Origin of the sequence: Saccharothrix xinjiangensis, assembly GCF_039527585.1 — a bacterium.
Lineage (GTDB): Bacteria > Actinomycetota > Actinomycetes > Mycobacteriales > Pseudonocardiaceae > Actinosynnema > Actinosynnema xinjiangensis.
This window is the reverse complement of sequence record NZ_BAAAKE010000004.1, coordinates 453,522-476,892: the sequence shown is the minus strand read 5'-3', so window position 1 is coordinate 476,892 and position 23,371 is coordinate 453,522. Positions and strand designations below refer to the sequence as shown.

27 protein-coding genes and 4 tRNA genes are annotated in these 23,371 nt (G+C 72.6%); 15 read left to right on the top strand and 16 right to left on the bottom strand.

Going from position 1 to position 23,371, the window contains the following annotated elements:
* Positions 1 to 148 precede the first annotated feature (148 nt).
* The 4 genes from ABD223_RS12945 to ABD223_RS12930 form a co-directional block, all read right to left on the bottom strand.
* Complete coding sequence (locus ABD223_RS12945) at positions 149 to 607, bottom strand: hypothetical protein (RefSeq protein WP_344036348.1); 459 nt, start codon at positions 605 to 607, stop codon at positions 149 to 151.
* Positions 600 to 1,748 carry a tRNA dihydrouridine synthase DusB gene (gene dusB / locus ABD223_RS12940; protein ID WP_344036346.1) on the bottom strand — a complete coding sequence of 383 codons (1,149 nt, stop codon included), beginning with the start codon at positions 1,746 to 1,748 and terminating at the stop codon, positions 600 to 602. Before dusB ends, ABD223_RS12945 begins: the two co-directional genes overlap by 8 nt.
* A 449-nt stretch (positions 1,749 to 2,197) precedes the next feature.
* Complete coding sequence (locus ABD223_RS12935) at positions 2,198 to 2,683, bottom strand: GNAT family N-acetyltransferase (protein WP_344036345.1); 486 nt, start codon at positions 2,681 to 2,683, stop codon at positions 2,198 to 2,200.
* A 46-nt stretch (positions 2,684 to 2,729) separates the two neighbouring features.
* Entirely contained in the window at positions 2,730 to 3,200 is a 471-nt protein-coding gene (locus ABD223_RS12930) for a superoxide dismutase (RefSeq protein ID WP_344036344.1), read from the bottom strand.
* Between the two features lie 647 nt (positions 3,201 to 3,847).
* On the opposite strand from ABD223_RS12930, the gene ABD223_RS12925 reads away from it, so the two are divergent.
* A tRNA-Lys gene (locus ABD223_RS12925) sits at positions 3,848 to 3,923 on the top strand.
* A gap of 40 nt (positions 3,924 to 3,963) precedes the next feature.
* Here the strand turns inward: ABD223_RS12925 and ABD223_RS12920 are convergent.
* Entirely contained in the window at positions 3,964 to 4,299 is a 336-nt protein-coding gene (locus tag ABD223_RS12920) for a tyrosine-type recombinase/integrase (RefSeq protein ID WP_344036343.1), read from the bottom strand.
* A gap of 208 nt (positions 4,300 to 4,507) precedes the next feature.
* Between ABD223_RS12920 and ABD223_RS12915 the strand changes: the two genes are divergently transcribed.
* Complete coding sequence (locus ABD223_RS12915) at positions 4,508 to 5,401, top strand: exodeoxyribonuclease III (protein WP_344036342.1); 894 nt, start codon at positions 4,508 to 4,510, stop codon at positions 5,399 to 5,401.
* On the opposite strand, the gene ABD223_RS12910 is transcribed toward ABD223_RS12915, so the two are convergent.
* On the bottom strand, positions 5,398 to 6,423 hold the full coding sequence (locus tag ABD223_RS12910; protein WP_344036341.1) for an FAD-dependent monooxygenase: 1,026 nt from the start codon (positions 6,421 to 6,423) through the stop codon (positions 5,398 to 5,400). The genes ABD223_RS12915 and ABD223_RS12910 overlap by 4 nt on opposite strands.
* A gap of 57 nt (positions 6,424 to 6,480) precedes the next feature.
* On the opposite strand from ABD223_RS12910, the gene ABD223_RS12905 reads away from it, so the two are divergent.
* The 3 genes from ABD223_RS12905 (at position 6,481) to ABD223_RS12895 (ending at position 9,644) form a co-directional block, all read left to right on the top strand.
* Complete coding sequence (locus ABD223_RS12905; protein ID WP_344036339.1) at positions 6,481 to 7,026, top strand: TetR/AcrR family transcriptional regulator; 546 nt, start codon at positions 6,481 to 6,483, stop codon at positions 7,024 to 7,026.
* A 96-nt stretch (positions 7,027 to 7,122) separates the two neighbouring features.
* Complete coding sequence (locus ABD223_RS12900) at positions 7,123 to 7,500, top strand: hypothetical protein (RefSeq protein ID WP_344036338.1); 378 nt, start codon at positions 7,123 to 7,125, stop codon at positions 7,498 to 7,500.
* Positions 7,500 to 9,644, top strand: a complete 2,145-nt coding sequence (locus ABD223_RS12895) for a DNA repair ATPase (protein ID WP_344036337.1) — start codon at positions 7,500 to 7,502, stop codon at positions 9,642 to 9,644. The genes ABD223_RS12900 and ABD223_RS12895 overlap by 1 nt, the downstream gene beginning before the upstream one ends.
* A 139-nt stretch (positions 9,645 to 9,783) precedes the next feature.
* Here ABD223_RS12895 and ABD223_RS12890 read toward each other — a convergent pair whose 3' ends face one another.
* Positions 9,784 to 10,281, bottom strand: coding sequence for a hypothetical protein (locus tag ABD223_RS12890; RefSeq protein ID WP_344036336.1), 498 nt, complete (start codon positions 10,279 to 10,281; stop codon positions 9,784 to 9,786).
* A 33-nt stretch (positions 10,282 to 10,314) separates the two neighbouring features.
* On the opposite strand from ABD223_RS12890, the gene ABD223_RS12885 reads away from it, so the two are divergent.
* The 3 genes from ABD223_RS12885 (at position 10,315) to ABD223_RS12875 (ending at position 11,969) form a co-directional block, all read left to right on the top strand.
* A complete protein-coding gene (locus ABD223_RS12885) occupies positions 10,315 to 10,503 on the top strand; it encodes a hypothetical protein (RefSeq protein ID WP_344036335.1) in 189 nt (62 codons plus the stop codon).
* Positions 10,504 to 10,723: 220 nt separating this feature from the next.
* A complete protein-coding gene (locus ABD223_RS12880; RefSeq protein WP_344036334.1) occupies positions 10,724 to 11,551 on the top strand; it encodes a glutamate ABC transporter substrate-binding protein in 828 nt (275 codons plus the stop codon).
* A gap of 214 nt (positions 11,552 to 11,765) precedes the next feature.
* Complete coding sequence (locus tag ABD223_RS12875; RefSeq protein WP_344036333.1) at positions 11,766 to 11,969, top strand: cold-shock protein; 204 nt, start codon at positions 11,766 to 11,768, stop codon at positions 11,967 to 11,969.
* Positions 11,970 to 12,087: 118 nt separating this feature from the next.
* Here the strand turns inward: ABD223_RS12875 and ABD223_RS12870 are convergent, their stop codons facing one another.
* The 3 genes from ABD223_RS12870 to ABD223_RS12855 form a co-directional block, all read right to left on the bottom strand.
* A complete protein-coding gene (locus tag ABD223_RS12870) occupies positions 12,088 to 12,324 on the bottom strand; it encodes a hypothetical protein (protein WP_344036405.1) in 237 nt (78 codons plus the stop codon).
* A gap of 708 nt (positions 12,325 to 13,032) precedes the next feature.
* Positions 13,033 to 13,239, bottom strand: coding sequence for a heavy-metal-associated domain-containing protein (locus ABD223_RS12860; protein WP_344036332.1), 207 nt, complete (start codon positions 13,237 to 13,239; stop codon positions 13,033 to 13,035).
* A 39-nt stretch (positions 13,240 to 13,278) separates the two neighbouring features.
* Complete coding sequence (locus ABD223_RS12855) at positions 13,279 to 13,728, bottom strand: hypothetical protein (protein ID WP_344036331.1); 450 nt, start codon at positions 13,726 to 13,728, stop codon at positions 13,279 to 13,281.
* A 163-nt stretch (positions 13,729 to 13,891) separates the two neighbouring features.
* On the opposite strand from ABD223_RS12855, the gene ABD223_RS12850 reads away from it, so the two are divergent.
* The 4 genes from ABD223_RS12850 to ABD223_RS12835 all read left to right on the top strand — a co-directional run bounded on the left by ABD223_RS12850 (position 13,892) and on the right by ABD223_RS12835 (position 14,658).
* Positions 13,892 to 14,137 carry a hypothetical protein gene (locus ABD223_RS12850; RefSeq protein ID WP_344036330.1) on the top strand — a complete coding sequence of 82 codons (246 nt, stop codon included), beginning with the start codon at positions 13,892 to 13,894 and terminating at the stop codon, positions 14,135 to 14,137.
* Between the two features lie 227 nt (positions 14,138 to 14,364).
* Positions 14,365 to 14,437: transfer RNA gene (locus tag ABD223_RS12845), tRNA-Glu, on the top strand.
* A gap of 36 nt (positions 14,438 to 14,473) precedes the next feature.
* A tRNA-Asp gene (locus ABD223_RS12840) sits at positions 14,474 to 14,547 on the top strand.
* A 34-nt stretch (positions 14,548 to 14,581) separates the two neighbouring features.
* Positions 14,582 to 14,658 (top strand) — tRNA-Phe (locus ABD223_RS12835).
* Positions 14,659 to 14,700: 42 nt separating this feature from the next.
* Here ABD223_RS12835 and ABD223_RS12830 read toward each other — a convergent pair.
* Positions 14,701 to 15,453 (bottom strand): protein phosphatase 2C domain-containing protein, encoded by a 753-nt coding sequence (locus ABD223_RS12830; protein ID WP_344036329.1) that lies wholly within the window; start codon positions 15,451 to 15,453, stop codon positions 14,701 to 14,703.
* 67 nt (positions 15,454 to 15,520) lie between these two features.
* Between ABD223_RS12830 and ABD223_RS12825 the strand changes: the two genes are divergently transcribed.
* Together ABD223_RS12825 and ABD223_RS12820 are read left to right on the top strand one after the other, a co-directional pair.
* A complete protein-coding gene (locus ABD223_RS12825) occupies positions 15,521 to 15,733 on the top strand; it encodes a hypothetical protein (RefSeq protein WP_033428438.1) in 213 nt (70 codons plus the stop codon).
* The gene (locus ABD223_RS12820) at positions 15,730 to 16,263 is read left to right on the top strand and encodes a Clp protease N-terminal domain-containing protein (RefSeq protein ID WP_344036328.1); all 534 of its coding nucleotides are present in this window, start codon (positions 15,730 to 15,732) and stop codon (positions 16,261 to 16,263) included. The genes ABD223_RS12825 and ABD223_RS12820 overlap by 4 nt, the downstream gene beginning before the upstream one ends.
* Here the strand turns inward: ABD223_RS12820 and yczE are convergent.
* Positions 16,232 to 16,861 (bottom strand): membrane protein YczE, encoded by a 630-nt coding sequence (gene yczE / locus ABD223_RS12815; protein WP_344036327.1) that lies wholly within the window; start codon positions 16,859 to 16,861, stop codon positions 16,232 to 16,234. The genes ABD223_RS12820 and yczE overlap by 32 nt on opposite strands.
* Before the next feature lie 61 nt (positions 16,862 to 16,922).
* Between yczE and yczR the strand changes: the two genes are divergently transcribed.
* Entirely contained in the window at positions 16,923 to 18,374 is a 1,452-nt protein-coding gene (yczR, locus tag ABD223_RS12810; protein WP_344036326.1) for a MocR-like transcription factor YczR, read from the top strand.
* A gap of 740 nt (positions 18,375 to 19,114) precedes the next feature.
* Here the strand turns inward: yczR and ABD223_RS12805 are convergent.
* The 4 genes from ABD223_RS12805 to ABD223_RS12790 all read right to left on the bottom strand — a co-directional run bounded on the left by ABD223_RS12805 (position 19,115) and on the right by ABD223_RS12790 (position 23,341).
* Positions 19,115 to 20,176 carry a hypothetical protein gene (locus tag ABD223_RS12805; protein ID WP_344036325.1) on the bottom strand — a complete coding sequence of 354 codons (1,062 nt, stop codon included), beginning with the start codon at positions 20,174 to 20,176 and terminating at the stop codon, positions 19,115 to 19,117.
* Between the two features lie 407 nt (positions 20,177 to 20,583).
* Positions 20,584 to 22,227 carry a CHAT domain-containing protein gene (locus ABD223_RS12800; RefSeq protein ID WP_344036324.1) on the bottom strand — a complete coding sequence of 548 codons (1,644 nt, stop codon included), beginning with the start codon at positions 22,225 to 22,227 and terminating at the stop codon, positions 20,584 to 20,586.
* The gene (locus ABD223_RS12795; protein WP_344036323.1) at positions 22,224 to 22,799 is read right to left on the bottom strand and encodes a hypothetical protein; all 576 of its coding nucleotides are present in this window, start codon (positions 22,797 to 22,799) and stop codon (positions 22,224 to 22,226) included. The genes ABD223_RS12800 and ABD223_RS12795 overlap by 4 nt, the downstream gene beginning before the upstream one ends.
* Positions 22,796 to 23,341 (bottom strand): RNA polymerase sigma factor, encoded by a 546-nt coding sequence (locus tag ABD223_RS12790; RefSeq protein ID WP_344036322.1) that lies wholly within the window; start codon positions 23,339 to 23,341, stop codon positions 22,796 to 22,798. The genes ABD223_RS12795 and ABD223_RS12790 overlap by 4 nt, the downstream gene beginning before the upstream one ends.
* Positions 23,342 to 23,371 lie beyond the last annotated feature (30 nt).

Below are 23,371 nucleotides of genomic sequence, written 5' to 3'. Positions count from 1 at the left end.
TCTGATACGACGCGGCGCTTGAGCCGGCGGGACGCGTCATAGAGGGATTTCCCTCTACTGGTTGACCGTGCACTGCTCCGAAGTGGTGACTTCGCGTGATACAGGTGTCATCTTGCTCGCTCAGCGTGTTCAACGAGCGCGCGTGCGCTCAGTTGACGCAGGGCGCGAAGCCGTAAACCTTGCCGTTGAGCAGCACGACGTGCTGGGAGCCGATCTGGCTGCCGACCTCGGCGCCGTCCTGCAACACGGTCAACGTCACCGCCACCACCAGCACGACGCCGCGCGGGTGCTCGTCCTCGCCGGGCGGCGTCCACGTCGGGTCCAGGCGCAGCGTGGACATGGTCGGTTGCACCCTGAGGGTGCCCGCCGGCAGCTCGCACCCCTCGTCCACGAAGTCCGGGTGCTGGGTGTCCCGCAGCAGGTCGCGCTGCTCGGACCCGCCCTGCGAGCCCGCGTCGTTGAGGTCGTTGAAGTAGCCCGTGACCAGGTCGCGCTCCACGTCGGTGACCTGGAGGGGGCGCGGCGTGCCGGCGACCTGCGACCCGCAGGCGGTCAGCGCCAGGGCGCACACCGCGGCCAGCACGCCGCGCACGACCACGTCAGCCACCCGAGTGCAGCTCGTCGGCGCCGACGGGCACCGTGGCGTCCTCGGGGTCGTCCAACCAGCCCTCGGGCAGCACGACCCTGGCCGGCGAGCCCTGGCGGCCGCGCGGCTCGTCGGCGCTGTCCGGGAACTCCAGGTCCGGGTCGAGCCTGCCGACCAGGTCGTCCAGCTCGGTGAGGGTGGAGACCATGGCGAGCGAGCGCCGCAGCTCCGCGCCGACCGGGAAGCCCTTCAGGTACCAGGCCATGTGCTTGCGCAGGTCGCGGACGCCCTTGTCCTCGCCGAGGAAGTCCGCGAGCAGCCGGCCGTGCCTGCGCAGGATCGCGCCGACCTCGCCCAGCCGGGGCCCCGGCGGGATCGGCTCGCCCCGGAACGCCGCCTGGAGTTCGCCGAACAGCCACGGCCTGCCGAGGCAGCCGCGCCCGACGACCACGCCGTCGCAGCCCGTCTCGGCGACCATGCGCAGGGCGTCGCGGGCGCTGAAGATGTCGCCGTTGCCGAGCACCGGGATGCCCGTGACGGCCTCCTTGAGCCGCGCGATGGCGGACCAGTCGGCCTGGCCGGAGTAGCGCTGGGCCGCGGTGCGGGCGTGCAGGGCGACGGCGCGCGCGCCCTCGTCCTCGGCGATGCGCCCGGCGTCCAGGTACGTGAGGTGGTCCTCGTCGATGCCGATGCGGAACTTGACCGTCACCGGCACCCCGGCGGGCTCGGCGGCCCGCACCGCGGCGCGCACGATCTGCCGGAACAGCTGCCGCTTGTAGGGGAGCGCCGCCCCGCCGCCCTTGCGGGTGACCTTGGGGACCGGGCAGCCGAAGTTCATGTCGATGTGGTCGGCGCGGTCCTCGTCGACGACGATCTTCGCGGCCTCGCTCATCGACCGCGGGTCAACCCCGTAGAGCTGCATCGACCGCGGCCGCTCACCCTCGTCGAAGGTGATCATCTGCATGGTCTTGGAGTCGCGCTCGACAATGGCCCGCGCCGTGATCATCTCGCACACGTAGAGCGAGGTGGGGCTGCCGAACTCGCGGCAGAGCCGCCGGAACGCGACGTTGGTGATCCCCGCCATCGGCGCGAGCACGACGGCGGGATCGACCAGGTACTGGCCGATCTCCAGGGGCTTGGTGGCGTGGGGCGCGGTGGACATCGCCGTCCATTGTCGCCCAGCGCGGCCAGTGGCGGGCACCACACGAAGAATCCCCGCCCATGACCACGTCCCCGGCGGTGACGCACGACACCCGGCAGTGCCCACGCGTGACCTCGACGACCGAGCCCGTCGGAGAGGCGCTACCCAGCAGCGACTCGTTGGCGGCGGTCACCACCGCCTCCACCCGCGATGCGGTGACGTCCCCGATCACGACCTCGATGCGCGCCACAGGCCGACCCTCGCACCGGGAACGGGGCCGACCGTCCCCGCTTCGCCAGGGCGAAAGCCCGCGAACAGCCAGGCGAACGCCTCACCCGCTACGTGCCTCACCTGCGGCGTGCCTCACCTCCGACGTTGAGCCCTGCGGCGTTGAGCCCTGCGGCGTTGAGTGCTGCGGCGTTGAAACCCGTGCGCTGAGCCCTGCGGGACCTCGCCCGCTCATCGTCCGATCACAGCTCCACCCCCCAGTCGCCGCACCGCATCGGCCGACCGGGCGGGTACTCGAAGTCCACCTCGCCCAGGAAGGTGAACCCGGCCCGACGGCACACCGCGTTGGACGCCGTGTGGTCCACCGACGGGAACGCCCGTGCCCACCGGCGCGTCCCCTCCGCCCGCGCGAACCCCACCACGGCCAGCGCCGCCGCCCGAGCCACCCCGCGCCCCTGGAACTCCGGCAGGACGCTCCACCCGACCTCCCACACCGGTTCCCCCTGCCACGACCGCGCCCAGTACCCGACGCTGCCCGCCGGCGCCCCGTCGACCTCCACGCGGAACATCCGGCCGTCACCGAGCGCGAGGTAGCGCCGGTGCCGGTCGACCAGCCGCGCCTCGGTCTCCGGGCCGCCGAGGTGCGTGGTCATCTCCGGTGCGTTGAGCCGCCGCAGCAACCCGAGGTCCCCCTCGGACCACGGCTCGGTGCGGATGTTCGCGGTCATGGGGACACCATGCCGGCGGGGTATGACAATTCTTGATCGGCGCAGGTCAGAACGGCACGGTCAGGCAGCCCAGCCGCGCGCCGGCGGTGCCGGCCTGTCCCGGTTCGGTGTGCGTGTGCTCCTCGTGCAGCACCACGGAGCCCGGCCGCCGCTCGCCGAACTGCCAGTCCAGGCGCGCGTGCGCAACGCCCCGGCCCCACGCGTCGGTGGTGAAGTCGAGCCAGATCTCGTTGCGCGGGTTGGCGAACGCCGGATCGGTCGCCCCGCCTTGCACGTGCTGGTAATGCGGCCCGGCGTCGGCGGGCGAGGGTCCGCAGGGGTTCACGTGGGCGTGCGCGCCGTAGTCGCGATCGGGCAGGAGCCCGCTCGCGCGCAGCAGCACGTAGGTCCCGCCGGCAATCTGCGTGGACAGCACGGTGGCGTGGGCGCCGTCCGGCACGCGCGGGTCGTAGCTGGTCAGGTCGCCGGAGACGGGCAGCAGCGAGCCGGCGAGGGCGAGTGCCAGGGCGAGGTGCATGAGAACTGCTTAGCCCGCGGTGCGGCGACGTTCCAGCATGATCACACGTTCCGGTGGACTTTCAACCGACGTCCCGGTGAAGCAGGCCGTCCCCGATCTCCGCGCGCACCAGCCCGGACCCGCCGCCGCCCCGGACACCCACCAGCACCAGGCGAGGTCAAATTCGAGTTCGTTCGGACATGTACGGGACCCCGAAGCCGCCACCGAGTCCCAGCTCCTCAACCGCGAGGGGGAATCGGGCGCACGGCCCGCTCGAACGCGACGCCTTGGCGAACCTGCGCGCCGATGTGGCGGTGCAGGCCGGCGAAGGCCAAGGACGTGACCGGAGGCGGCGCTCCGGCCTCGTCCACGCCAAACCCCTGCCCGGTCACCTGATGGCGAGCGCCGGGTGGGTGTCCGCGGCGCCGTCCGGCGTGACGCGAACAAGACGAGCCGGTCTCCCAACCGGTCCACTTCCCGAGGCGAGTCGACGACCACCTGCCCACGAGCAGACCTGCGCAGCCTCAATCCCGGGCAGCGCGACGCGGAACCGTCACCACTCAGCGCGGACGTCGCCCTACTTACCGCCCCCTTGACCCCTGGTGTGGCACGCGCCACTCCCCAACCACCGTCGAACGAACCCCCCACCGTCCACTAGCCTTGACCGCGGGCCGCTAGCTCAACTGGCAGAGCAGCGGACTTTTAATCCGCGGGTTCAGGGTTCGAGCCCCTGGCGGCCCACCAAAGCCCCAGGTCACAGGCCTGGGGCTTCGACTTGCGAAGATCAAGCCCCCGACTTACCCCCGGAATTGCGCGGAACTTCGCTGATCACGGCCGTGAGCGCGTCCGCCCCGGCACGGCCCGGTGACCGCCTGCCCATGTAGACGTCCTGGGTCATCGATGGTCGGGAGTGGCCGAGGATGTCGGCGATCTGGCGGGCGGTCAGGCCCGCCTCGTCCAGCAGCGTGGCGACTGTTCGGCGGAACGTCCGGAAGGTCACCCACTCGTAGCCCGCGCGGGCGATGAACGGCTTCCAGGCCCGGTTGCGGACGTTGGTGGCCTCGCGGATCGTGCCCGTTGAGCTGGGGAAGATTCGCCCTCCCAGAGGGGAACCGCACACGTCAAGGGGTGGACCCGGCCCAATAGTCGGCGAGCGACGATGATCGACCGGATCTACCAGTCCGGACCGGTGGGAACCGGTCGGGCCCCCGCTCGACACACGCCAGGCCGACCCCTGGCTCGGGGACGACCTGGACCCCGTCCTGCGGAGCCACCGACAACCTCGCCACGAGCCACCGGTCAGGCACGAGTGGTCGCTCGCCGCTAACGTGGACCGGGTGCGTGTGGCTACCTGGAACGTGAACTCGGTCAAGCAGCGGGTGGCTCGGTTGTTGCCCTGGCTCGACGAGCGGCGGCCTGATGTGGTGTGCCTCCAGGAGCTCAAGGTGACCGACGTCGTCTTCGGCGAGTTGCTGGGTGACGAGTTGGCCGCCAGGGGGTACGAGGCCGCGGTGCACGGGCAGGCCCAGTGGAACGGGGTGGCGATCCTCTCCCGGGTCGGGTTGGACGACGTGGTGAACGGTCTCGTGGACGGGCCCGGGTTTCCCGACCAGGAGGCTCGGGCGGTGGCGGCCACTTGTGGCGGGGTGCGGGTGCACTCCGTTTACGTCCCCAACGGGCGCGAGGTCGACTCCGAGCACTACCGCTACAAGTTGGCGTGGTTGAAGGCGCTCCGGGACGTGGTGGCGGACGGGCCCGAGGACGTCATGGTGTGCGGTGACGTGAACATCGCCCCTGCCGACGCCGACGTGTACGAGCCGGGGGCGTTCGAGGGGCACACGCACGTCACCGGCCCTGAGCGGGAGGCGCTGGCCGCGTTCCACGCCCTCGGGCTGCGGGACGTGGTGCGGGACCGGTGGCCCACCGAGCGGATCTTCACCTACTGGGACTACCGGGCCGCCATGTTCCAGCGCGACCTGGGCATGCGGATCGACCTGGTCCTGGCGTCGGGGTCGGTGGCGGCGCGGGCGAAGGCCGCGTGGGTGGACCGGCAGGCGCGCAAGAGCGCGGGGTCGAAGGCGGCCGAGCCGAAGACCGCGGGGCCCAGCGACCACGCGCCCGTGCTCGTCGACCTCGACGAGGCCCCGGACGGCGACGTCGGGCCGGTCGTGCCGCCGCCTTCCGCTCCGCGCGCCGGGAAGTCGGTCAAGGCGCCCCGCTAACCCGCGAGCTCGTCCGGCTCCAGGTCCTCGCTCCAAGGCCGCTCGGGCTTCGGCGCGAGGGCCAGCGCGAGGCGCAGCCCGAGGTCTCGCACGCCGGTGAGCCTGCGCATCCGGGCCAGGTCGTTGAGCCGTGACGAGAGGGTCGCCAGGCGCTGCGTGGCGCGTCGTCGCCTGCGGTCGTACTCGCGCAGGCCCTCGTCGACGGACCTGCCGGTCAGGCACTCGGCCAGCACGAGGCCGTCGATGATCGCCTGGCACGCGCCCTGGCCCAGGTCGGGCGTCATGGCGTGCGCCGCGTCGCCGAGGAGCGCAACCCGGCCGCTGACGTAGGACGGCAGGGGCGCCAGGCGCAGCAGGTCGTGCCGCAGCACGTCGCGCGCTTCGGCGAGCACCCGCGGGATCGGGTCGTGCCAGCCCTCGAACGCCGTCAGGTCGCCGGACGGGGGCGTCATGGCGTACCAGTTGGTGCGGCCGTCCGCCTGCGGGGTGAGGCCGAACTTCACGCCGCGGCCCCACGTCTCGCCGCCGACCTCGACCGGCACGTCCACGGTGCCGCGCCAGCCGACCGCGCCGCAGCTCACGACGCGGGCGTCGAACAGGGCGTCGCGCACCCGGCTGTGGATACCGTCCGCGCCGACCACCAGGTCGTGCCCGTCGCAGGAGCCCGGGTCGGCGGTCGTGCCGAAGCGGATCGCGCCGGGTGGCAGGGCGTCGGCCAGCACGCGCAGCAGGGCGGGCCTGGTGATCAGGCGCACGTCGCCGGCCGCCAACCTGCCGATGATCGTGCCGTCGGGTTTGCGCACCAGCCCGTCGGGTTGCCGCCGGCCGGCCCGGCGCGCGGCGTCGCCCACGCCGAGCCGGTCGAGCGCGTCGAGCGCGGCGGGCCAGATGCCCAGCCCGGTGCCCGCCTCAGGCAGGGCCGCCGCCCGTTCGCGCACCACGACGTGCCACCCGGCCCGCCGCAACCCGATGGCCGCCGCCAAGCCGCCGACACCGCCGCCGATCACCGCCGCGCTCCTCATGCCGGCCACCGTACTACAGGTGTAGTGACCATGACTACGGGTGTAGTCTCCGGGGTGATGACCAGGCAGCGACAGGTGCTCGACGCCGCGATCAGGGTGCTCGGCACGGGCGGGACGCGGCAGCTGACCCACCGGGCCGTCGACGCCGAGGCGGGCCTGCCGCAGGGGTCGACGTCCAACCACTTCCGCACCCGCGACGCCCTGGTGGCCGCCGTGCTGGACCGGCTGCTGGAGCGGGAGACCGAGGTCTGGGGCGCGCTGGCCCGCGACGTGGGCACGCCGGAGTCCTTCGCGCGGGCCGTGGGCGGGCTCGTCACCGAGCTGGTCGCCGAGCGGACGACCACCCTGGCCCGCCACGCGCTGTTCGTCGAGGTCGCCCAGCGCCCGGAACTGCGCGGGCACGTCGACCGGGCGCAGCGCGAGATCGCGTCCTGGGCGCTGCCCCTGGTCGCGGCCCTGGGCTGCCCGGACCCGCCCGCGGACCTGGCCGTGCTGCTCGCCGCGGTCGACGGCCTGCTGTCGAACCAGCTGGCCAACCCCCGCCCCGGGTTCGACCCCGAACGGGCGATCCGCGCGGTGCTCCGGGGAATCCTCGCCGGCTGACCGCCCCGACCCGGCCGAGCGGGATGATGCGAACGCGTTTCGTGATTTCTCCTTCGCCACGGCTGTGACGTCGATAAGTCGCCGCAAGGGGGGTGCATGGGGGAGTTCTTCACGATCGCGTTCGCGTTCCCGACCGCCGTTCTCAGCGTGCTGCTCGTGGTGGTCGTCGTCTACTGGTCGCTGATCGCGTTCGGCGCGGCCGAGGCGGACTGGGTCGAGCTGGACATCGGGGGCGTCCCCGCGACGGTCGGCCTGTCGCTGCTGATCGCCTTCTCCTGGTTCGCGTGCCTCGTGGGCGCCGTGCTGCTGGAACCGGCCACCGGACCGGGGGTTCGCGGTGCTGGGCGGTGCGCTGGTCGTGGGCTCGGTGGGGGCGCGCCTGCTGATACCGCTGGTCAAGCGGCTGTTCCCGACCGAACCGCCGCGCCCCTGTGGGACGGGCGCACACCGACACACCCGCAGGGGGAGCACTGATGGACGTCATCAGCAGCGGGTTCGGCATTCTCGCAGTGGTCGTCCTGGTCGTCCTGGTCGTGTTCGTGGCCTTGCTGTTCCTGGTCAGCCGCCTGTTCCGCAAGGTCGAGCAGGGCAAGGCGCTCATCATCTCCAAGGTGCGCAAGGTGGACGTGACGTTCACCGGCGCCGTGGTCCTGCCGGTGCTGCACCGCGCCGAGGTCATGGACATCTCGGTGAAGACCACCGAGATCAAGCGCGCCGGCCAGGAGGGCCTGATCTGCCGGGACAACATCCGCGCCGACATCCGCATCACGTTCTTCGTGCGGGTCAACAAGACCGTCGAGGACGTCATCAAGGTCGCCCAGGTCATCGGCACCGACCTCAACGGCTACAGCCTGGAGGACGCGGCGATCGACTACCTGGAGCAGACCCCGATGGGCCAGCTCAACCCGTCGAACATCCTGGACGCGCAGGGCATCCGCAAGATCACCGAGCTGACCGCGATCGAGCACGTGCGCACCAACGAGTACCAGCGCGGCGAGGAGAAGGAGATCACGCGCCAGAACGTCGAGGCGCGCGAGGCGATCCTGGAGCTGGAGCGCCGCCAGGCCGACGCGGAGATCAAGCAGAAGCGCGAGGTCGAGACCGTGCGCGCCCGCGAGGAGGCCGAGATCGCCAAGGTGCAGGCCGAGGAGCGGCTCAAGGCCGGTGCCGCCCACCTCCTCACCGAGGAGCAGCTGGGCATCCAGCACGAGAACAAGGCCCGCGAGATCGCGGTGGCGGAGAAGAACCGCGAGTGCGTCATCGCCATCGAGACCGAGCGCATCGAGAAGGACCGCCAGCTGGAGGTCATCGGCCGGGAGCGGGAGACCGGGCCGACCCGGATCGCGGCCGACAAGGAGGTCGAGCACGAGAAGCGGGCCATCGCCGAGGTGGTGCGCGAGCGGATCGCGGTCGAGAGGACCGTGGCCGCGCAGGAGGAGGACATCAAGCGGCTGCGCGCGGTCGAGGAGGCCGAGCGGGAGCGGCAGTCGCTGGTCATCCGGGCCGAGGCCGAGGCGCAGGAGAACCTGGTCAAGGACATCAAGGCGGCCGAGGCCGCCGAGGAGGCCGCGAAGTTCAAGGCCCGCGAGAAGCTCAAGGGCGAGGCGGAGGGCCTGGCGGACAAGGCGAACGCCATGGCCGCGCTGGACGAGGTCACCCACGGGCACGAGGAGTACCGGCTGCGCCTGGAGACCGAGAAGGAGGCCCGGCTGGCCGAGCAGGCCGCCGGGCTCGCCCGCCGGGCCGAGGCGCTCAACGCCCGCCGGCTGGAGGTGTTCGGCAGCGCCGAGCCGGCGCTGCTGGGCACCGAGCGCATCCGCACCGAGCACAACTGCGTGCCGCGCGACTGCGTCTCCGTCTCCGTCGCCGACGGGCGGGGGACGCGGGTGGCCGGGCTCATGCTGTTCGGCTACAACGCGTTCCTCGGCCTGAAGCCGGAGACCGCGGTCGACGACGTGTTCTCGCTGCACCGCTTCACGCGCGACGGCGACGGGTTCCGCTTCGCCGACGCGAGCCCCGACGAGCTGCCCGGCCTGCTCGACGACCCGCGGTTCCGGCGCGACTTCGCCGAGCTGTGCCGGTGCTACCGGGACACGCGGCTGCTCCAGCTGCGCCGCGTCGGCGACAAGCTGCTGGCGGTGTTCCAGACCGGCGCCCGCACCGGGGACACCAGGGTGCTGCGCTGGCACGTCGGCCTGGACGGCTCGGTCGAGTACCTGGACAACCGGGGCGAGCGCGACCACGTGTTCCCGCCGTCGCACGACTTCGAGTGGACGCCGACCACGCGCGAGGACCACGTCCAGGGCCGCCACCCGCACATCTCGATCGGCGGCGAGGTGTTCGTCGAGACCGTCGGCGGCGACCTCACCATCAAGGTGGAGGACAACACCGAGACCGGCGAGGGCGTCTACACCGAGCCGGTGGACGAGCCGTTGCAGTCGCCGGCGGACGCCGACGTGCACCACGCCCGCGTGGGCCCGGCAGACGCCGTACCTGTCCGACGCCTACGCCGCCGCGCAGCCGGTCGGCACCGGGCCGCTGGAGCGCGTCGGCGGCGCGGTCCGACGACTCGCGCGCGGAGCCGCCGTTCCTGCTCCAGGGCTCCTACCGCGACATGAACAAGCTGGTGGAGAGGATGGTGCCGGTGATGGATGACGCCGAGCTGTCGGCGTTGATCGACGACCACAACGTGGAACTCGGGGGTCCTGGACGTACGACACACCGGTCCTGGAAGTACGACTCGCGCGTTCGCGAAGGTCAACGGCGGGGGGTGCAGAAGCGGGCGTGGTGGTGGCCGGCGGTCGCGGTGCCGAGGAGACCTCGGTCGCGCAGCCAGTCGCAGTAGCGCCGGAGGTGGTGCGGGTCCGGGAACGGGTCGGGGGCGCAGGCCCTGTCCGGGGAGAACGGGCGGCCGCAGTCGGGGGGCCGGTCGCGCGGCGGGGCCGGCGGGCGTGGTGGTGGCGAAGGGGGTGGTGGAGGTGGTGACGGCGCTCGGGTGGAGGTGGTGGTGACCACCTGCACGGGCGGCAGGGGGCGTTGCGCGGGCGGCGCGATCACCTCGACCGCGGTGGAGGAGCGCTGCGCCGCCACGGTCGTGGTGTAGGTGGCGCTGAGCACCTCGGGCCGGGCCGGGCTGAGGTCGACCCGCCGCACGTCCACCGGCCGCGGTTCGAGCGACCACACCATGACCGCCACCGCGCCGGTCGCGAGCACGAGCGCGGCGCCGGCGAAGGCGGTCCGTCTGCCACTGCTCATCCCAACACCCGACCCCACGCTCCACGGTGTCACGTGGAATCGCCCGCGCGCCCGAAGTCGTTACGCCGCAGCCCGTTCGGGCGGGTGATGATGACCCGGACGTGGACCCGCGACCGCCGCCCGCACCCCGAGCCGGTCGCGACCGCGTTGCTGCGCGCGACCCGCGCCACCGCCCTGCCGGCGCCCGCCCGGTCCGGTGGAGCGCGCCCGAGGGCCACGTGAACGCGGCCGTCCGCCTCGGCCGCGCCGCCGCGCCGAGCCGCGCGCTGCTGCCGTCATACGGATCACACATGGCTCCGACGTCGAAAGACGTGGTGGTTCGGACCACTGCGACCTTCGTCGCATAAGCCGTCTCAATCGGTCTGCTTAGCATGGGCGGCGTGCCGGTGCGCCGATCCGCGCCGCGCGAGCGTCCCCCGAGCACCCGAGAGGTACGCAGCTGATGCTGTTCCGACGACTGCTGCCCGCGACCGCGCTGGTGGCGGCCTTGGCCTTCGGCGCCGCCTGCGGCGGCCCGAGCGAAGACACCCTGGCGGGCAAGGCCGAGGACGGCGCCCTCACCGTGGGCATCCGGTTCGACCAGCCCGGCCTGGCCCAGCGCCGCCTGGACGGCAAGTACGTCGGCTTCGACGTCGACGTCGCCAAGTACGTCGCGGGCCGGCTCGGCGTGGAGGAGTCCGGCATCACCTGGCGGGAGGCCCGCTCGGCCGACCGGGAGCGACTGATCGCCGAGGAGCAGGTGGACTTCGTCGTGGCCACCTACTCGATCACCGACAAGCGCAAGGAGCAGGTGGCCTTCGCGGGTCCGTACTTCCAGACCGGCCAGGGCGTGCTGGTCCGCTTCACCGACACCGAGATCACCGGCCCGGAGACGCTCAACGGCAAGAAGCTGTGCTCGGTGACCGGTTCGACGTCCGCGCAGAAGGTGAAGGACGAGTTCGCGCAGGGCGTGGAGCTGGTCGAGTACGGCCAGTACTCCGACTGCGTCGTCGCGCTGCTCGCGGGCAACGTGGACGCGGTCACCACCGACGAGGTGATCCTCGCGGGCTACGTGGCCGAGAACCCCGAGCTGCTCAAGGTCGTGGGCGACACGTTCACCACCGAGCGGTACGGCGTCGGCCTGGCCAAGGGCGACCTGGAGGGCCGGGCGGCGGTCAACGCGGCCATCGAGGAGATGATCGGCTCCGGCGAGTGGCGCGCCGCCCTGGAGCGCAACATCGGCCAGTCGGAACTGGAGCTGCCGGAACCACCCCAGGTGACCGAGAAGTAACCCTTCGGTTGACCTCTGCCATCCTGGTGGTAGTGCTGAGGCGTCGCCTACCGATACGCTCGGTGGTGCAGGCCGTGGTTTCTGTGTTCGTGTCTCACGCTCGCGGAACGACACGCGGGCGTGCCGCCCCCCGCTACGGGTAGCGGGGGAAGCGCCCGGGACGGCCGGGGCTGCACGGTGCAGTCCCAAGCATCCCTGCGATGGAGGCAGGTACATGGCACTGGGCACGGTCAAGTGGTTCAACGCCGAGAAGGGCTTCGGCTTCATCGCCCAGGAGAACGGCGGGCCCGACGTCTTCGTCCACTACTCGGAGATCCAGGGCGCGGGCTTCCGGACCCTGGACGAGAACCAGCGGGTCGAGTTCGAGATCGGCCAGGGCACCAAGGGCCCGCAAGCCCAGAACGTGCGCAAGGTCTGATCTTCCCAGCGTGGCACGGGCCCCCGACCGGTGACGGTCGGGGGCCCGGGTTCGTCGTGGCGCGGGCGTTGTCCCGCGGGGGTCCTGGAGGGTTCCCCGAGGGGTTCCCCAGGAGGTCCTAGTAGCCGCGCTGGCGGGCTTCCCACTCCAGCCGCTGCATGACCCACTCGGTGGCCAGCGCCTGGGGAGAGGTCTGCCGCTCGGCGGCCATCTCCTTCAGCTGCTCGTTCGCCATCAGCTGGAGGCGGAGCTGGTAGACCTGCGCGTTGCCGAAGCTGGTCCCGGCGGTGGTCTCCGGGTCGGCGGTTTCGGGGGCCAGCGCCGCGAGGTAGGTCTGGAGCTCCTCGTCCGGCACGAGCTCATCCTGTTCGCGCTGCGGCGGGCGATGACGGCCCGACTTCGAGCGTCCAAGCGATCCAAGAGGCACGGCGCCACGATAACGGTTGGATTGCGGAGGGGCGCGAACTGTGGCGTGGGTCACAGATGTGTGCATGGAGAGGCCCCCGCGCCAGGGGGAGGAACGCGGGGGCCGGAGGGGATCTCCACAGGTGCTGACCGGGGGTGTGTCAGCAAAACGGATTGTTGCACGCGCACGTGCACCTGGGGAGTGGGTTGAGCCGAAATTTCGGCTGACCGACGACCGGGACCCGCGCGGGCGCGGGCTGTTGGCAATCGCGAACAGCTCGGAGAAGGCCATCGCCGCGCCCGCGAGCACTGGGTTGGGCAATCCGGGCGCCGCGAGTGGCAAATCCGCCACGTTGTAGGCGAACGCCAGGAAAAGATTTCCCTTCACGGTCCGCGGGGTCCGGCGGGCCGGCCGGATGGCGTTCCCCGCCACCCCCGGGTCGCCGCGCGCCGGCGCCGGGGCGCCCGTCCCGCGCCCGGCGGCCCGCACCGCGGAGACCGGGTCCCGCACCTCCGCGCCGGCCGGGTGCGCGACGCGCACCCGCTCGGCCGACCGGGGCGGTGGTCCCGTCCGGCTCGCGCCCGGCCCGGTTCGCGCACGAGGCGCACGCCGTGCCCGTGACGTCGGGCCGGGCGCGGCGCCCGGTCCCCGCGGTGGTCACGCCAGCTGGTACCCGGCCTCGGCGACGGCGGTCCCCACCTCGTCGCGGGACAGCTCGCGCGTGCTGGTCACGGTGACCGCCCCGCTGTCGAGCTGCACGTCCACGCCGGTGACGCCCTCGACCCCGGTCAGCTCCTCGGTCACCGAGCTGACGCAGTGGCCGCAGGTCATGCCGGTGACGGTGTAGGTGTTGGTGACGGACATGGGCCCTCATTCCTCTCGGGTTGTACCGCGAGGATACCCCTAGGGGGTAGTCGTGTCGTCGCTCGGGGGCTCCAGCTGCGTGATCTCCCCCTCAAGGCGCTGCACCAGCTCCTCCAGGCCCGCGAGCATGCCGTCCAGCTCGCTCATCTTCTCCGTCATCAGGCGGTCGATGTCCGCCTCGATGGAGGCCAGGGAGAGGGTGCCGAACAGGTCCTGGGGGTTGCCGGCGGCCTGCTCCCCCGCTCCGCCCGCGGGGTCGGTGCCCGCCGGGTCGGCAGGAGCGGCCTGGTCCGGGGCGCCCGCAGGGGGCTGTTCGACGGGCGCGGCCTGCTGGGCGCCGGTCGTGCCCGGCGGCGGTCCGGCGGGTTCGGGCTCGGGGGGCGCGCTCGGCTGTTCGGCGGCCCGCTGTTCCGCCGCGAGCCCACCTGCGGCCGGCGGCGTTCCCGCTGCTGCATCCGCCAACGCCCGCTCCGGTACCGGTTCGGTCATGGATTCACCCTCCTCGTTCGCGTCAAGCAGATCACGTGGCGCTTGACACCAAGTGGCCTACACGGAAAGTGACGCTGCGTCGCACTGGAATCACTCTGCGGGGGGCTGCGGCGGTTCGGGGGGCTCGCTTAGCCTCGCGCCAACCTCAAGTCGGGGAGGCGTCATGAGCGGGTCCCTAGAAGTTCGTCAGTTCCTGTGGAACCAGGACGACACGATGTCCAGGCCGGGCGGCGGTGGGGTGCCCGCCCAGCGGACCGGTGAACCGTCGCGGGTCTCGGACGACCAGGTGCACCGGGCGCGGCTGTCGGTCGCGCGGGGTGCCACCAGTGCCGAGGACTGCCGGTTGCTGCTCGACATGCTCGGGCTGTCACCGGGTGAGGACGGGGGTCCGCCGCCCGTTCAGCGCTAGGACGTCCGGTCGGCCCGGTCGGCGCCCGCGATCGCGCGGACGGCGGCCGGGGCGACCCGGCGGACGGGGTTTCCGGGGTGCCCCGCAGGTGAATTCACGCAGGTCAACGCAGAAGTGCCACCCCCGTTTTGGAAGTGCGGGCCATCGTGCCCTATGCTTACGATGCTTCCACCGGACAGCGTGGAGGGCCTAGGAAGAAGGTGGCCCAAGGGCTGCTGGAGGAACTGGTCCCCATCGTCTAGCGGCCTAGGACCCCGCCCTTTCAAGGCGGTAGCGCGGGTTCGAATCCCGTTGGGGGCACGTAGTACAGTAAGACCGGTAAAAGAGTTGCAGCAAGGCCCAGTGGCGCAGTTGGTTAGCGCGTCGCCCTGTCACGGCGAAGGTCGCGGGTTCGAGTCCCGTCTGGGTCGCAGAGCAGTTCGGCTATTGGCCGGGCCGCTACCTGGCCAGGTAGCTCAGTTGGTACGAGCGACCGCCTGAAAAGCGGTAGGTCGGCGGTTCGACCCCGCCCCTGGCCACCAGTCGCCGAAGAAAGCCCCTCGCGGATCCGCGAGGGGCTTTCTTCATTCGTCGCCCTCGAATCCGACGACCGCGAGCGCTTGGTCGTCGTGCACTTTCGAACGCCGCCAGGCAGTGCGATCCGGATCACCCACCTCGGCCGCGTGAATGGCGTCCAGGACGGCTTCCGCGCCTTTTTCCCGCGTGATCCGCAACACGTCCGGCCAGTCGAACAAGCCGTAGTCGTCCACCCCGCACGAGACGCCGTCGGTCGCCGCGAGGGCGGCGCGCACCCCGTGCCGCGGCCAGCTCCACCGCACCGCCCGGTGCGCGGCCGCCGGGTCGGCCTCGGCGACCCACCAGCCGTGCTCGCGGTTGCGCCAGTCGGTGATCCGGTCGACCTCCCCGCGCAGGTCGCGCAGCCGGGTGTCGGCGAGCACGTCGAACCCGCGGTCGGTGAACACCACGACCGGGCTGTCCGCCAGCACCAGCGCGTCCACGGAGGTGTCGGTCCACCGCAGGATCGCGACCGTGCTGGACGGCGAGTCGCCCGGCGTCAGGCCGTGCACGCGCGCGAGGCGTTCGATCGCCCGCGCGAGGGCGTCCGCCAGGTCGACCGGTCGCGCGGCCAGTTCGGCGGCCAGCTCCGCGGCGAGGTGTCGGGAGTGCCAGCCGCCGTCGCGTTCGCGCGGCGTCGGGGAGGTGGCGCCGTCGAGCAGCGCCACGGCGTCGGGGAGGACGACGATTCGGTCCTCGGTCGGGCGCGGCAGGCCGTCCAGCCCGACCCCGGCGCGTTCGGCGGTGGTGATCTCCGGCATCGGTGACCGAGCCTAGCCCGTCAACTCGGGTTGACAAATTGGGTGCTTGTCAACCAAGGTTGACGGCATGACAGAGGCAACCGAACTCGCCTCGGCGGCAGGCGACCAAGACCCGAGGGTCGGGCTGCGCGCGGTCAGCGCGCTGCGTCGGCTGCTCGAAACGCTCGAAGCGGTCCAGGTCCGCAACGCCCGCGCCCGCGGCTGGTCCTGGCAGGAGATCGCGGCCGAACTCGGGGTCACCCGGCAGGCCGTCCACAAGAAGCACGGGGGAGGACGATGATCGGCGAACGGTTCACCAGGGAGGCCCGACAGGCGGTGCACGACGCCGTCGTGGAGGCCGAACGCCTGGACGCGCCCGGGATCGGGCCGGAACACCTGGCGCTGGCGCTGCTCGACGCGCCCGTGCTGGCGGAGTTCGACCTGTCGCGCGACGAGGTGGTCGACGCGTTCGCCGCGGCCCGCCGCAAGGGCGGCCTCAGCGACGCCGACGCCGAAGCCCTCCGCGGCCTGGGCATCGACGTCGACCAGATCGTGGCATCGGTCGAACGCGCGCACGGCGAGGGCGCGCTCTCCGCGGCGCCCAAGCGCAAGCGGCGGTTCTTCGGCAACCACCTGCCGTTCACCGCCGACGCCAAGAAGACGCTGGAGCGCAGCCTGTTCGAAGCCCGCGACCTCGGCCACAACACGCTCCGGCAGGAGCACGTGCTGCTGGCGCTGCTGGCCCAGCGCGGGCTGGTGGCCGAGGTCTTCGGGGCGCGCGGCGTGAGCTACACCGAGCTCAGGAAGCGGGTCGCGAACCCACCCAGGTGACCAGGGGGAGGGCCGCCTGGGTCAGCGGACCGATCGCCACGGCGTAGAGGACGGTGCCGACGCCGATCGTGCCGCCGAGCAGCCAGCCCACCCCCAGCACGGTCACCTCGACGACCGTGCGCACCAGGCGCAACGAGGTCCCGGTCCGCGCGCAGAAGCCGGTGGTCAGGCCGTCGCGCGGACCGGGGCCCAGCCGGGCCCCGATGTAGGTGGCCGCGGCCAGGGCGTTCAGGGCCACCCCCGTCACGAGGAAGAGGACGCGCGGCAGCAGGGCCGCCGGACCCGGCAGCACGGCGAGGGTCACGTCCACCGCGACGCCGATGACGAGGACGTTGGCCACCGTGCCGACACCCGGGCGCTGCCTCAACGGGATCCAGCACAGCAGGACGAGCGCGCCCACCAGGCTGGTGATCGTGCCGAAGGACAGGCCGGTCAGCTCCGTCAGGCCCTCGTGCAGCACGCCCCACGGCTCCAGGCCGAGGGTCGCGCGGAGCTGGAGGGCCATGCTCGCGCCGTAGAGCCAGAGCCCGACGATGAGCTGGGGAACGCGGCGGAGCGGCGAGACGGTGACGGGCACGGGGTTGAGCGCGGCAAGCATGTGGCCATCCTCGGCTGACATTGGCCTTGTAATCCAGGGCCAATGCTCGATAATTGGCCTCATGACCGTGCCAGGTGGCCGCATCTCCGGGGTTCGATTGGCCCGCTTGCTGGGCGAGTGGCGTCGACGAGGAGCGCGCCAGGGCTCCGCCGACCTGGCCGCCGCCGTCCGCCTGCTCGTGCTCGACGGCAGGCTGCCCGCCGGCACCCGGCTGCCCGCCGAGCGCGAACTCGCCGAAGCCCTCCCGGTCAGCCGCACCATGATCACCGCGGCCCTCGACCAGCTCCGCTCGGAAGGCCTGGTCGCCAGCCGCCGCGGCGCCGGGACGTGGATCAGCCTGCCGACGGGCACGATGGGCATCACCCCCGACACGCCCCTCGTCGGGCACAGCATGATCGACTTCGCCCGCGCCGCGCCACCCGCGCTGCCCGGCGTGCTGACCGCCTTCGACAACGTCCGCCGCCGCCTGCCCGAACAACTGGCCGACCACGGCTACTACGAGCACGGGCACCCGGACCTGCGCGCGCGCATCGCCGCCCGCTACGAGACGCGGGGCGTGCCCACGTCACCCGACCAGATCGTGATCACCAGCGGGGCGCAGCACGCCCTGGCCATGACCCTCCGCCTGCTGACCGGCCCCGGCGACCGCGTGTTGGTCGAGCAGCCGAGCTACCCCAACGCCCTCGACGCGATCAAGGCCGTCTCGGCCATCCCCGTCCCGGTCGCCATGACCGACACCGGCTGGGACCTCCCCGGCATGGCCGCCGCCCTGCGCCAAGCCGCGCCGCGGATGGCGTACGTGGTGGTGGACTTCCACAACCCCACCGCGCACCGCCTGGACGCCGCCGGCCGCGTCGAACTGGCCACCATCGCCCGCCGCGCCAGGACCCCGCTGGTCGTCGACGAGACCGTCGTGGAACTCGACCTGGACGGCGACCCCCTGGACGGCCCACCCCCGATGGCCGCCCTCGCCGACGACCTGGTCATCACCCTGGGCTCGGCGAGCAAGTCCCACTGGGGCGGCCTGCGCATCGGCTGGATCCGCGCGTCCGCCGAGGTGGTCCACCGACTGGTCTCCACCCGGACGGCCTTGGACCTGGGTTCCGCGGTGGTCGACCAGCTGGTCCTGGCCGACCTCCTCGCGAACCCGGACCCGGCGCTGCGCGAACGCCGCGCCCAGCTGGCCTCCCAGCGCGACGTCCTCATGGCCGGCCTGCGCGAGCACTGCCCGACCTGGCGCTTCACCCGCCCGAGGGGCGGCCTGAGCGTGTGGTGCGAACTCGACGCGCCGATCAGCACCCGCATCGCGGTGGTGGCCCAGAACCACGGCCTGCGCCTGGCCCCCGGCGCCCGTTTCGGCGCCCACGGCGGCTTCGAGCGCTGGTTGCGACTGCCCTACGTCCAGCCGCCGGACGTCCTGCGCGACGCCGTTCGCCGGCTCGGCCTGGTGGCGGCGTCGGTCAACGGCACGGGGTTGGTGATCGAGGAGGACGTCACAATTCCGGTCGCCTGACCGGACGGGCCGGTCCCTGGCTCTTGCCCCCGGTGTCCTCTGGCGCTCTTGCCCCCGGTGTCCTCTGCACCTTTGGCGCTCTGGTGCTCTGACCCCTGGGTGCTCGGACCTCTGGGGAGGCCTGCCTGGCGCCCGCCTGCCCCGTGCCGGGTGGCGCACTTGCCCGCTGCCCGTCTACCCGGTGCCCGGTGGCACCTCCCCGTCCGGCACATTCCCAGCCCCTCCGTCTTCCACCCGCCTGTTCCCTTATCCGCCTACCTCCTGTTCGGCCGGCCAGCTGGTTCGGTGGCCGGCTACTGGGGCTGGCTGGTAGGTGGGGCTGGTGGGTGGTGGGGGCGTGGGGTTTGTGGGGTGGTGGTCGCTCGCGGGTTCCTCATGTTCAACCGATGCGCGAGGGGGGTGTTTTCGTACATCTTTTGGCGATGATCACTCCATCGTGTGATCCAACGCCTCCGCCGGGTTCCGGCGCAGCCCCTCGATGGGCCGGAACCCGACGGTGGTCTTCGTGGACCTGCGGTGGGGGACGCTCCAGGGAGTGGCATCCCCCACCGCAGGCTTCCGTGCGATCCCATCGCTGCGGGGGCAGCGCTGCGACGGGATCCATGCCCGTTCCTGCCGGGGCGCGGTCGGCAGGAACGGGAAGCCTGGGTGTGTTCGGGCGCGGGTGCGCCGGGAACGGCTGCGTTCAGTGCCGGATGACTGCGGCTGGGTGTGCTCGGGGCACACGGGTCCCGTGGAACTCAGTCGGGTGATGTGCTGGGCAGGCCTGGCACGCTGCCGGGTGACCGCCCGTCATCGCGGCGTTCCACCGACCAGGTGGTCGTTCGCTCCACGTCGGACTGGCCGGTGAGGGAGGCGACGGGGCCGCCGCGGTGGCCGCCGCCGTTGTCCGCGCTGGTGGAGGAGGCCGTCGGCGCGCTGGGCGCGGGGGCCTGCTTCGGGGCCGGGGCGGGGACGTTCTGCTCCGGCGCTTCCCAGGTCACCTCGGGGTTCCCGGTGGTCCGGGTGTCCGGGGCGGTCGGGATCAAGGAGGTGATCGCCTCGACGGCCTGGTCCGACTCCGGGGCGGGGGCAGGGGTGGGGGGTGGTGCCGGGGCCGGTGGGGCGGGGGTGGCCGCGGCTGCTGCTCTCGCGGCCACCTTCGCCTCGTACATCGGCGCGGGCATCGCGTTCGTCGCCGAGCCCGAGTGGCTGTGGCCGGAGTGGCTGTGGCCGGAGTGGCTGTAGCCGTCCGGGTACGACAGGTCCTCGGGGTACGGCAGGTCCTCGCCGGTGAAGGCCTCGTCCGCGAAGAACACCTCGTTCGCGAGGGCCTGGTTCACCGCCGCGGTCTCCGCGACCGGTCGCGGGCCGAACGCGAGCTGGGGGATCTCGAAGATCACCGCCGACTCGCGTGCGGGCACCGCTGCGGAGAGCAGTCCGGCGGCCTGCGCCTGCTGCCCGTCGAACACCGCGCCCGTCGAGGACAAGAGGTCCGAGGAGGGCAAGAGGTTCGGGGGGAGCAAGAGGCCCGAGGGAGACGAGAGGTCCGAGGGAGGCAAGAGGTCCGGTGAGGACAGGAGGTCCGACGCGGGCGAGGCGCCCGCGATGGGCAGGAGGTCCGGGCCGGTGGTTGCGTCCGCGTAGGACGGGGAGGCCGCGTGGGGGGAGGTCGGGAACGAGAGGTCCGCCGCGTCGGCCGGGTGGTCCTCCGCCGACGCCGCGCCGGCGCTCACCAGCCAGGCCGCCGTCGCCAACCCGCCTACGGCCAGGGTCCGCAGCAGCAGCGATCCGCTGCGGCGCACCGCGTCGGGGACTGCCACTGGAGATCACCACCGTTCCGGTTACGGCGAACGGGACGGACCGTTCGAGGTCTACGTTCCGCTATGTCTATCACTGGTCACCGCATTTTCGAACTTTCTCCGGCGGAACCCACTCGGAAGGGCGGTGCCGTGCGGCTGTCCGTGTTGTCGCGCCCCTGAGTGAACACCGTCCGTCGCGTCCACCACATCGGGTGAGTGTTTCTCGGGCTCGGCGGGTCGGTTCGCTTTCTGGTCCTCTGTGGACGGAGCTGTGCGCTTTTTGCTGCCTGAAGTCGATCGACGTCGGCTGGTTCGATGATCGGCCGAGTGCGCGGAGAGGCTTGTGGTACCAACGAAATGATTAAGCTGTTCAGGTGAATATTTGCCGGGGCGCCCGGCGTACTCGACGGTTGCTCGCATCCGGTCGGTCACCCCGCCCCCACGCAGACGAAACCCAGGTCCCCGTGGCGCGCCTGGGCGTCCGCAAGCGCTTGCGCTGGGTGTTTCAGGCCGGCGTGCAGATCGATCATCAAGTCGACCACCCGGTCGTCCGGCACGGGGCGCACGCTTTCCACGACCACGCGCGCGCCGCGTCGGAGGAGGATCCGGGCCAAACCGGACTCGCACGCGGACAGCACCACTATCGGGGGAACTTTGGTGAGGTCGTCCAGGTCGTGTCCGTGCAAAGGTCCATCGTCAAGTTGCAAATAGGAAAACAGCTCGTCTTGGCGGACCCCGTGCGCGGCGATGTGCGCGACATCCACGTGCGCCATTGCCGTCAGCACGTCGTCCACGGCGGAGCGGAACCACCCGCCGTGCAATTGCTGCAAAGCCTCGACCTCGCGCCACGCGTGCCGGAGATCGGGTCCCGCCACCCACAACCTCTTGTCCAGCGCCAACGGTCGCGAAGCGGCCCTGGACCAACAGCTCGCCGACGGCGCCACGGACACCGCCCGCCCACGAGCGGACGGCAGCGCCGCCCACGGCACCCGCGCCAGCTCCGGGCTCGGCACGATCACCAGCTCCCGCTCACCGGCCGGCCGCAGCAGCCCGTCCAGCGCGGCCACCGCGTGCGGCGCGGCGGATCCGGTCCCCGGAGGACCAGCCACTGCGGGTGATGCGGTGGCGAGAGAAATCGCTCGAACGTGTCGAGCCGCGGTCCGGGCGTCGCCGCAGTCGTGCAACCTCACCCGACCGCCCGCCACGGACACCGCGACCAGCCGACCGCGGTGGCTGATGAACATCAGCAGGGCCCGGTCACCCAGCGCGCCCACGACGTCCGGCAGCGGCACGGCCGGGTCGCGGGTGGCGCCCGCCGCGAACGACAACCTGCGCACCTCCCGCTCCAGGTACGCGATCCGGTCGTGCTCGCCCCGCACGCGCGCCAGCCGCAGTTCGGCGCGCACCTCGCCGACCTCGGGCGTCGGCGCGGGCGGCGCGGCGCGGCGGCGTTCACCCCAGTGCAGCGCCGCTCGGGCGTCCCGGCTGGTCAGGGCGTGGTCGAGGGCGATGTCCACCAGGTCTCCGCGGGTGTCGGTGAGGGTGTGGGCGGGGGCGGGGGTGTCGGTGAGGGCGAGGCCGGCGCGGCACGCGGCGACCGCGTCGCGGCGCGAGGTGGCCAGGCGGGCGCGGGCGAGCCAGCCGACGGCCCTGGACCGCGCGGTGCCCCGGTGCCTGCGCGCGGCTGCTTCTTCGGGCGCGAGGGCCAGCCGCAGTTCGGCCGCGTCGTCGTGGTGGCCCTGCTCGTCGCACGCCGCCGCGACGGCGCTCGCCGAACCCGGTGCGCCGCAGCCCGCCGAACCCGGTGCGCCGGCGCGCAGGGCCAGCGCCCGTGCCACCGGCACCAGGAACGGTCGGTCTTCGGCGCGGGACGACGCCTCCGCTTCCGCAGCCAGGGCACGTGCCGCGATGACGTCGTCGTCGCGCAACGCGCAGCGCGCCGCGAGCAGCAGTGCTTCCGGCAGGCGCGCGGTCACGGCGGCCCGGAGCACGGCGTTCGCCTCCCGCACCAGGCCTGTGCTGAGCAGCGCCTCCGCCCGGTTGAGCAGGGCGTGCGCGCGCTCGGGCGTCATGCGACGAACCACGGGGTGGCGTGGCGCGCCGCCGGCCCGAGCAGCAGGAACTTGACCGGCCCGGACGGCACGCCGTCCAGGTGGAACCAGCCCGCCCGGTCGATCGCCGCCCGCACCTCGCCGCCCGGCCACCGCACCACGGCCAGCGCGTTGGTGACGAGCAGGCCGGAGGTGCGGGGAGAGGTGATGGGTGGAGATGGTGGGGAGGCGGGGTGATCCGGTGGAGGTGGGCCGATGGCCTCGACGGCCGGGCAGGGAGGCGCGGCGGCGGCGAGGTGGCCGGGGCGGGCGGGAGCGGTGTGCGCGGGGGTGGTGAGGCCGGTGGCGTGCAGGCCGTCGGTGGAGTGGTCGAGTTGCAGGTCCAGGCCGACGAAGCGCAGCGTTCGGGTGGCGCACCGGCCGCGCGTGCCGGGTGGCGTCACGAGGGCCGAGTCGGTGAGCAGGCGCAGCGGGGTCGCCTCGACGCGTTCGGCGAGCGCTCCGGCGGCCCTCGCGGGCAGGTCTCCGGGAGCGGGGTCGAGGTGGTCGACCAGGTGGGCCAGGGCGTCGAGCAGCAGGCGGTCGGCGGTCACCGGGCCACCTCGACGCCGATGCGCCGGCGCAACGCGGCCAGGCACCGGGCGCGGGTGGGGCCGAGGCTGTTGACCGGCAGCCCGACCGCTTCCGCGACCTGCGTGAACGACAGCTCCGGCGCGAACGCGGCCAGCCGCAGGATCTCCCGGCACCGGTCGCTGAGCGTCGCGTACGCCCGCCAGAGCCGCTCGTCGGCCTCGTCGGCGAGCGCGGCGTCCTCCGGTGTCGGCGCGCGGTCGGGTGGTGGCCACAGCTCGGCGGGCGCTTCGCGGCCGCGCAGGCGCAGGACGGTCAGCGACTCGTGCCGGGCCGTGGTCACGAGCCACGCGCCCAGCCGCTCCGGGTGCCGGATGCGGGTCAGGTTCTCGGCCAGCGCGAGCCACGTGGTCTGGCAGACGTCGGCCGCGTCGTCCGGGCCCAGGCGGTGCGAGCGGGGCACCGCCCAGACCAGGCGCACGTGCCGGCGGACGATCTCCCGCCAGGCGGTCTGGTCGCCGGCGTGGGCGAGGGTCAGCAGCTCGGTATTGGTTCGATCTTGCACGCTAGTGAAGGCAGCGGGTCTGACCTGGGG

Coding starts and splice junctions, on each gene's coding strand:
- ABD223_RS12855 (WP_344036331.1), bottom strand. CDS start 13,728: ATGACCGAACCGGTACCGGAGCGGGCGTTGGCGGATGCAGCAGCGGGA.
- yczR (WP_344036326.1), top strand. CDS start 16,923: ATGACCGTGCCAGGTGGCCGCATCTCCGGGGTTCGATTGGCCCGCTTG.
- ABD223_RS12875 (WP_344036333.1), top strand. CDS start 11,766: ATGGCACTGGGCACGGTCAAGTGGTTCAACGCCGAGAAGGGCTTCGGC.
- ABD223_RS12800 (WP_344036324.1), bottom strand. CDS start 22,227: ATGACGCCCGAGCGCGCGCACGCCCTGCTCAACCGGGCGGAGGCGCTG.
- ABD223_RS12900 (WP_344036338.1), top strand. CDS start 7,123: ATGGGGGAGTTCTTCACGATCGCGTTCGCGTTCCCGACCGCCGTTCTC.
- ABD223_RS12850 (WP_344036330.1), top strand. CDS start 13,892: ATGAGCGGGTCCCTAGAAGTTCGTCAGTTCCTGTGGAACCAGGACGAC.
- ABD223_RS12930 (WP_344036344.1), bottom strand. CDS start 3,200: ATGCACCTCGCCCTGGCACTCGCCCTCGCCGGCTCGCTGCTGCCCGTC.
- ABD223_RS12935 (WP_344036345.1), bottom strand. CDS start 2,683: ATGACCGCGAACATCCGCACCGAGCCGTGGTCCGAGGGGGACCTCGGG.
- yczE (WP_344036327.1), bottom strand. CDS start 16,861: ATGCTTGCCGCGCTCAACCCCGTGCCCGTCACCGTCTCGCCGCTCCGC.
- ABD223_RS12880 (WP_344036334.1), top strand. CDS start 10,724: ATGCTGTTCCGACGACTGCTGCCCGCGACCGCGCTGGTGGCGGCCTTG.
- ABD223_RS12895 (WP_344036337.1), top strand. CDS start 7,500: ATGGACGTCATCAGCAGCGGGTTCGGCATTCTCGCAGTGGTCGTCCTG.
- ABD223_RS12830 (WP_344036329.1), bottom strand. CDS start 15,453: ATGCCGGAGATCACCACCGCCGAACGCGCCGGGGTCGGGCTGGACGGC.
- dusB (WP_344036346.1), bottom strand. CDS start 1,748: ATGTCCACCGCGCCCCACGCCACCAAGCCCCTGGAGATCGGCCAGTAC.
- ABD223_RS12910 (WP_344036341.1), bottom strand. CDS start 6,423: ATGAGGAGCGCGGCGGTGATCGGCGGCGGTGTCGGCGGCTTGGCGGCG.
- ABD223_RS12825 (WP_033428438.1), top strand. CDS start 15,521: ATGACAGAGGCAACCGAACTCGCCTCGGCGGCAGGCGACCAAGACCCG.
- ABD223_RS12860 (WP_344036332.1), bottom strand. CDS start 13,239: ATGTCCGTCACCAACACCTACACCGTCACCGGCATGACCTGCGGCCAC.
- ABD223_RS12890 (WP_344036336.1), bottom strand. CDS start 10,281: ATGAGCAGTGGCAGACGGACCGCCTTCGCCGGCGCCGCGCTCGTGCTC.
- ABD223_RS12820 (WP_344036328.1), top strand. CDS start 15,730: ATGATCGGCGAACGGTTCACCAGGGAGGCCCGACAGGCGGTGCACGAC.
- ABD223_RS12905 (WP_344036339.1), top strand. CDS start 6,481: ATGACCAGGCAGCGACAGGTGCTCGACGCCGCGATCAGGGTGCTCGGC.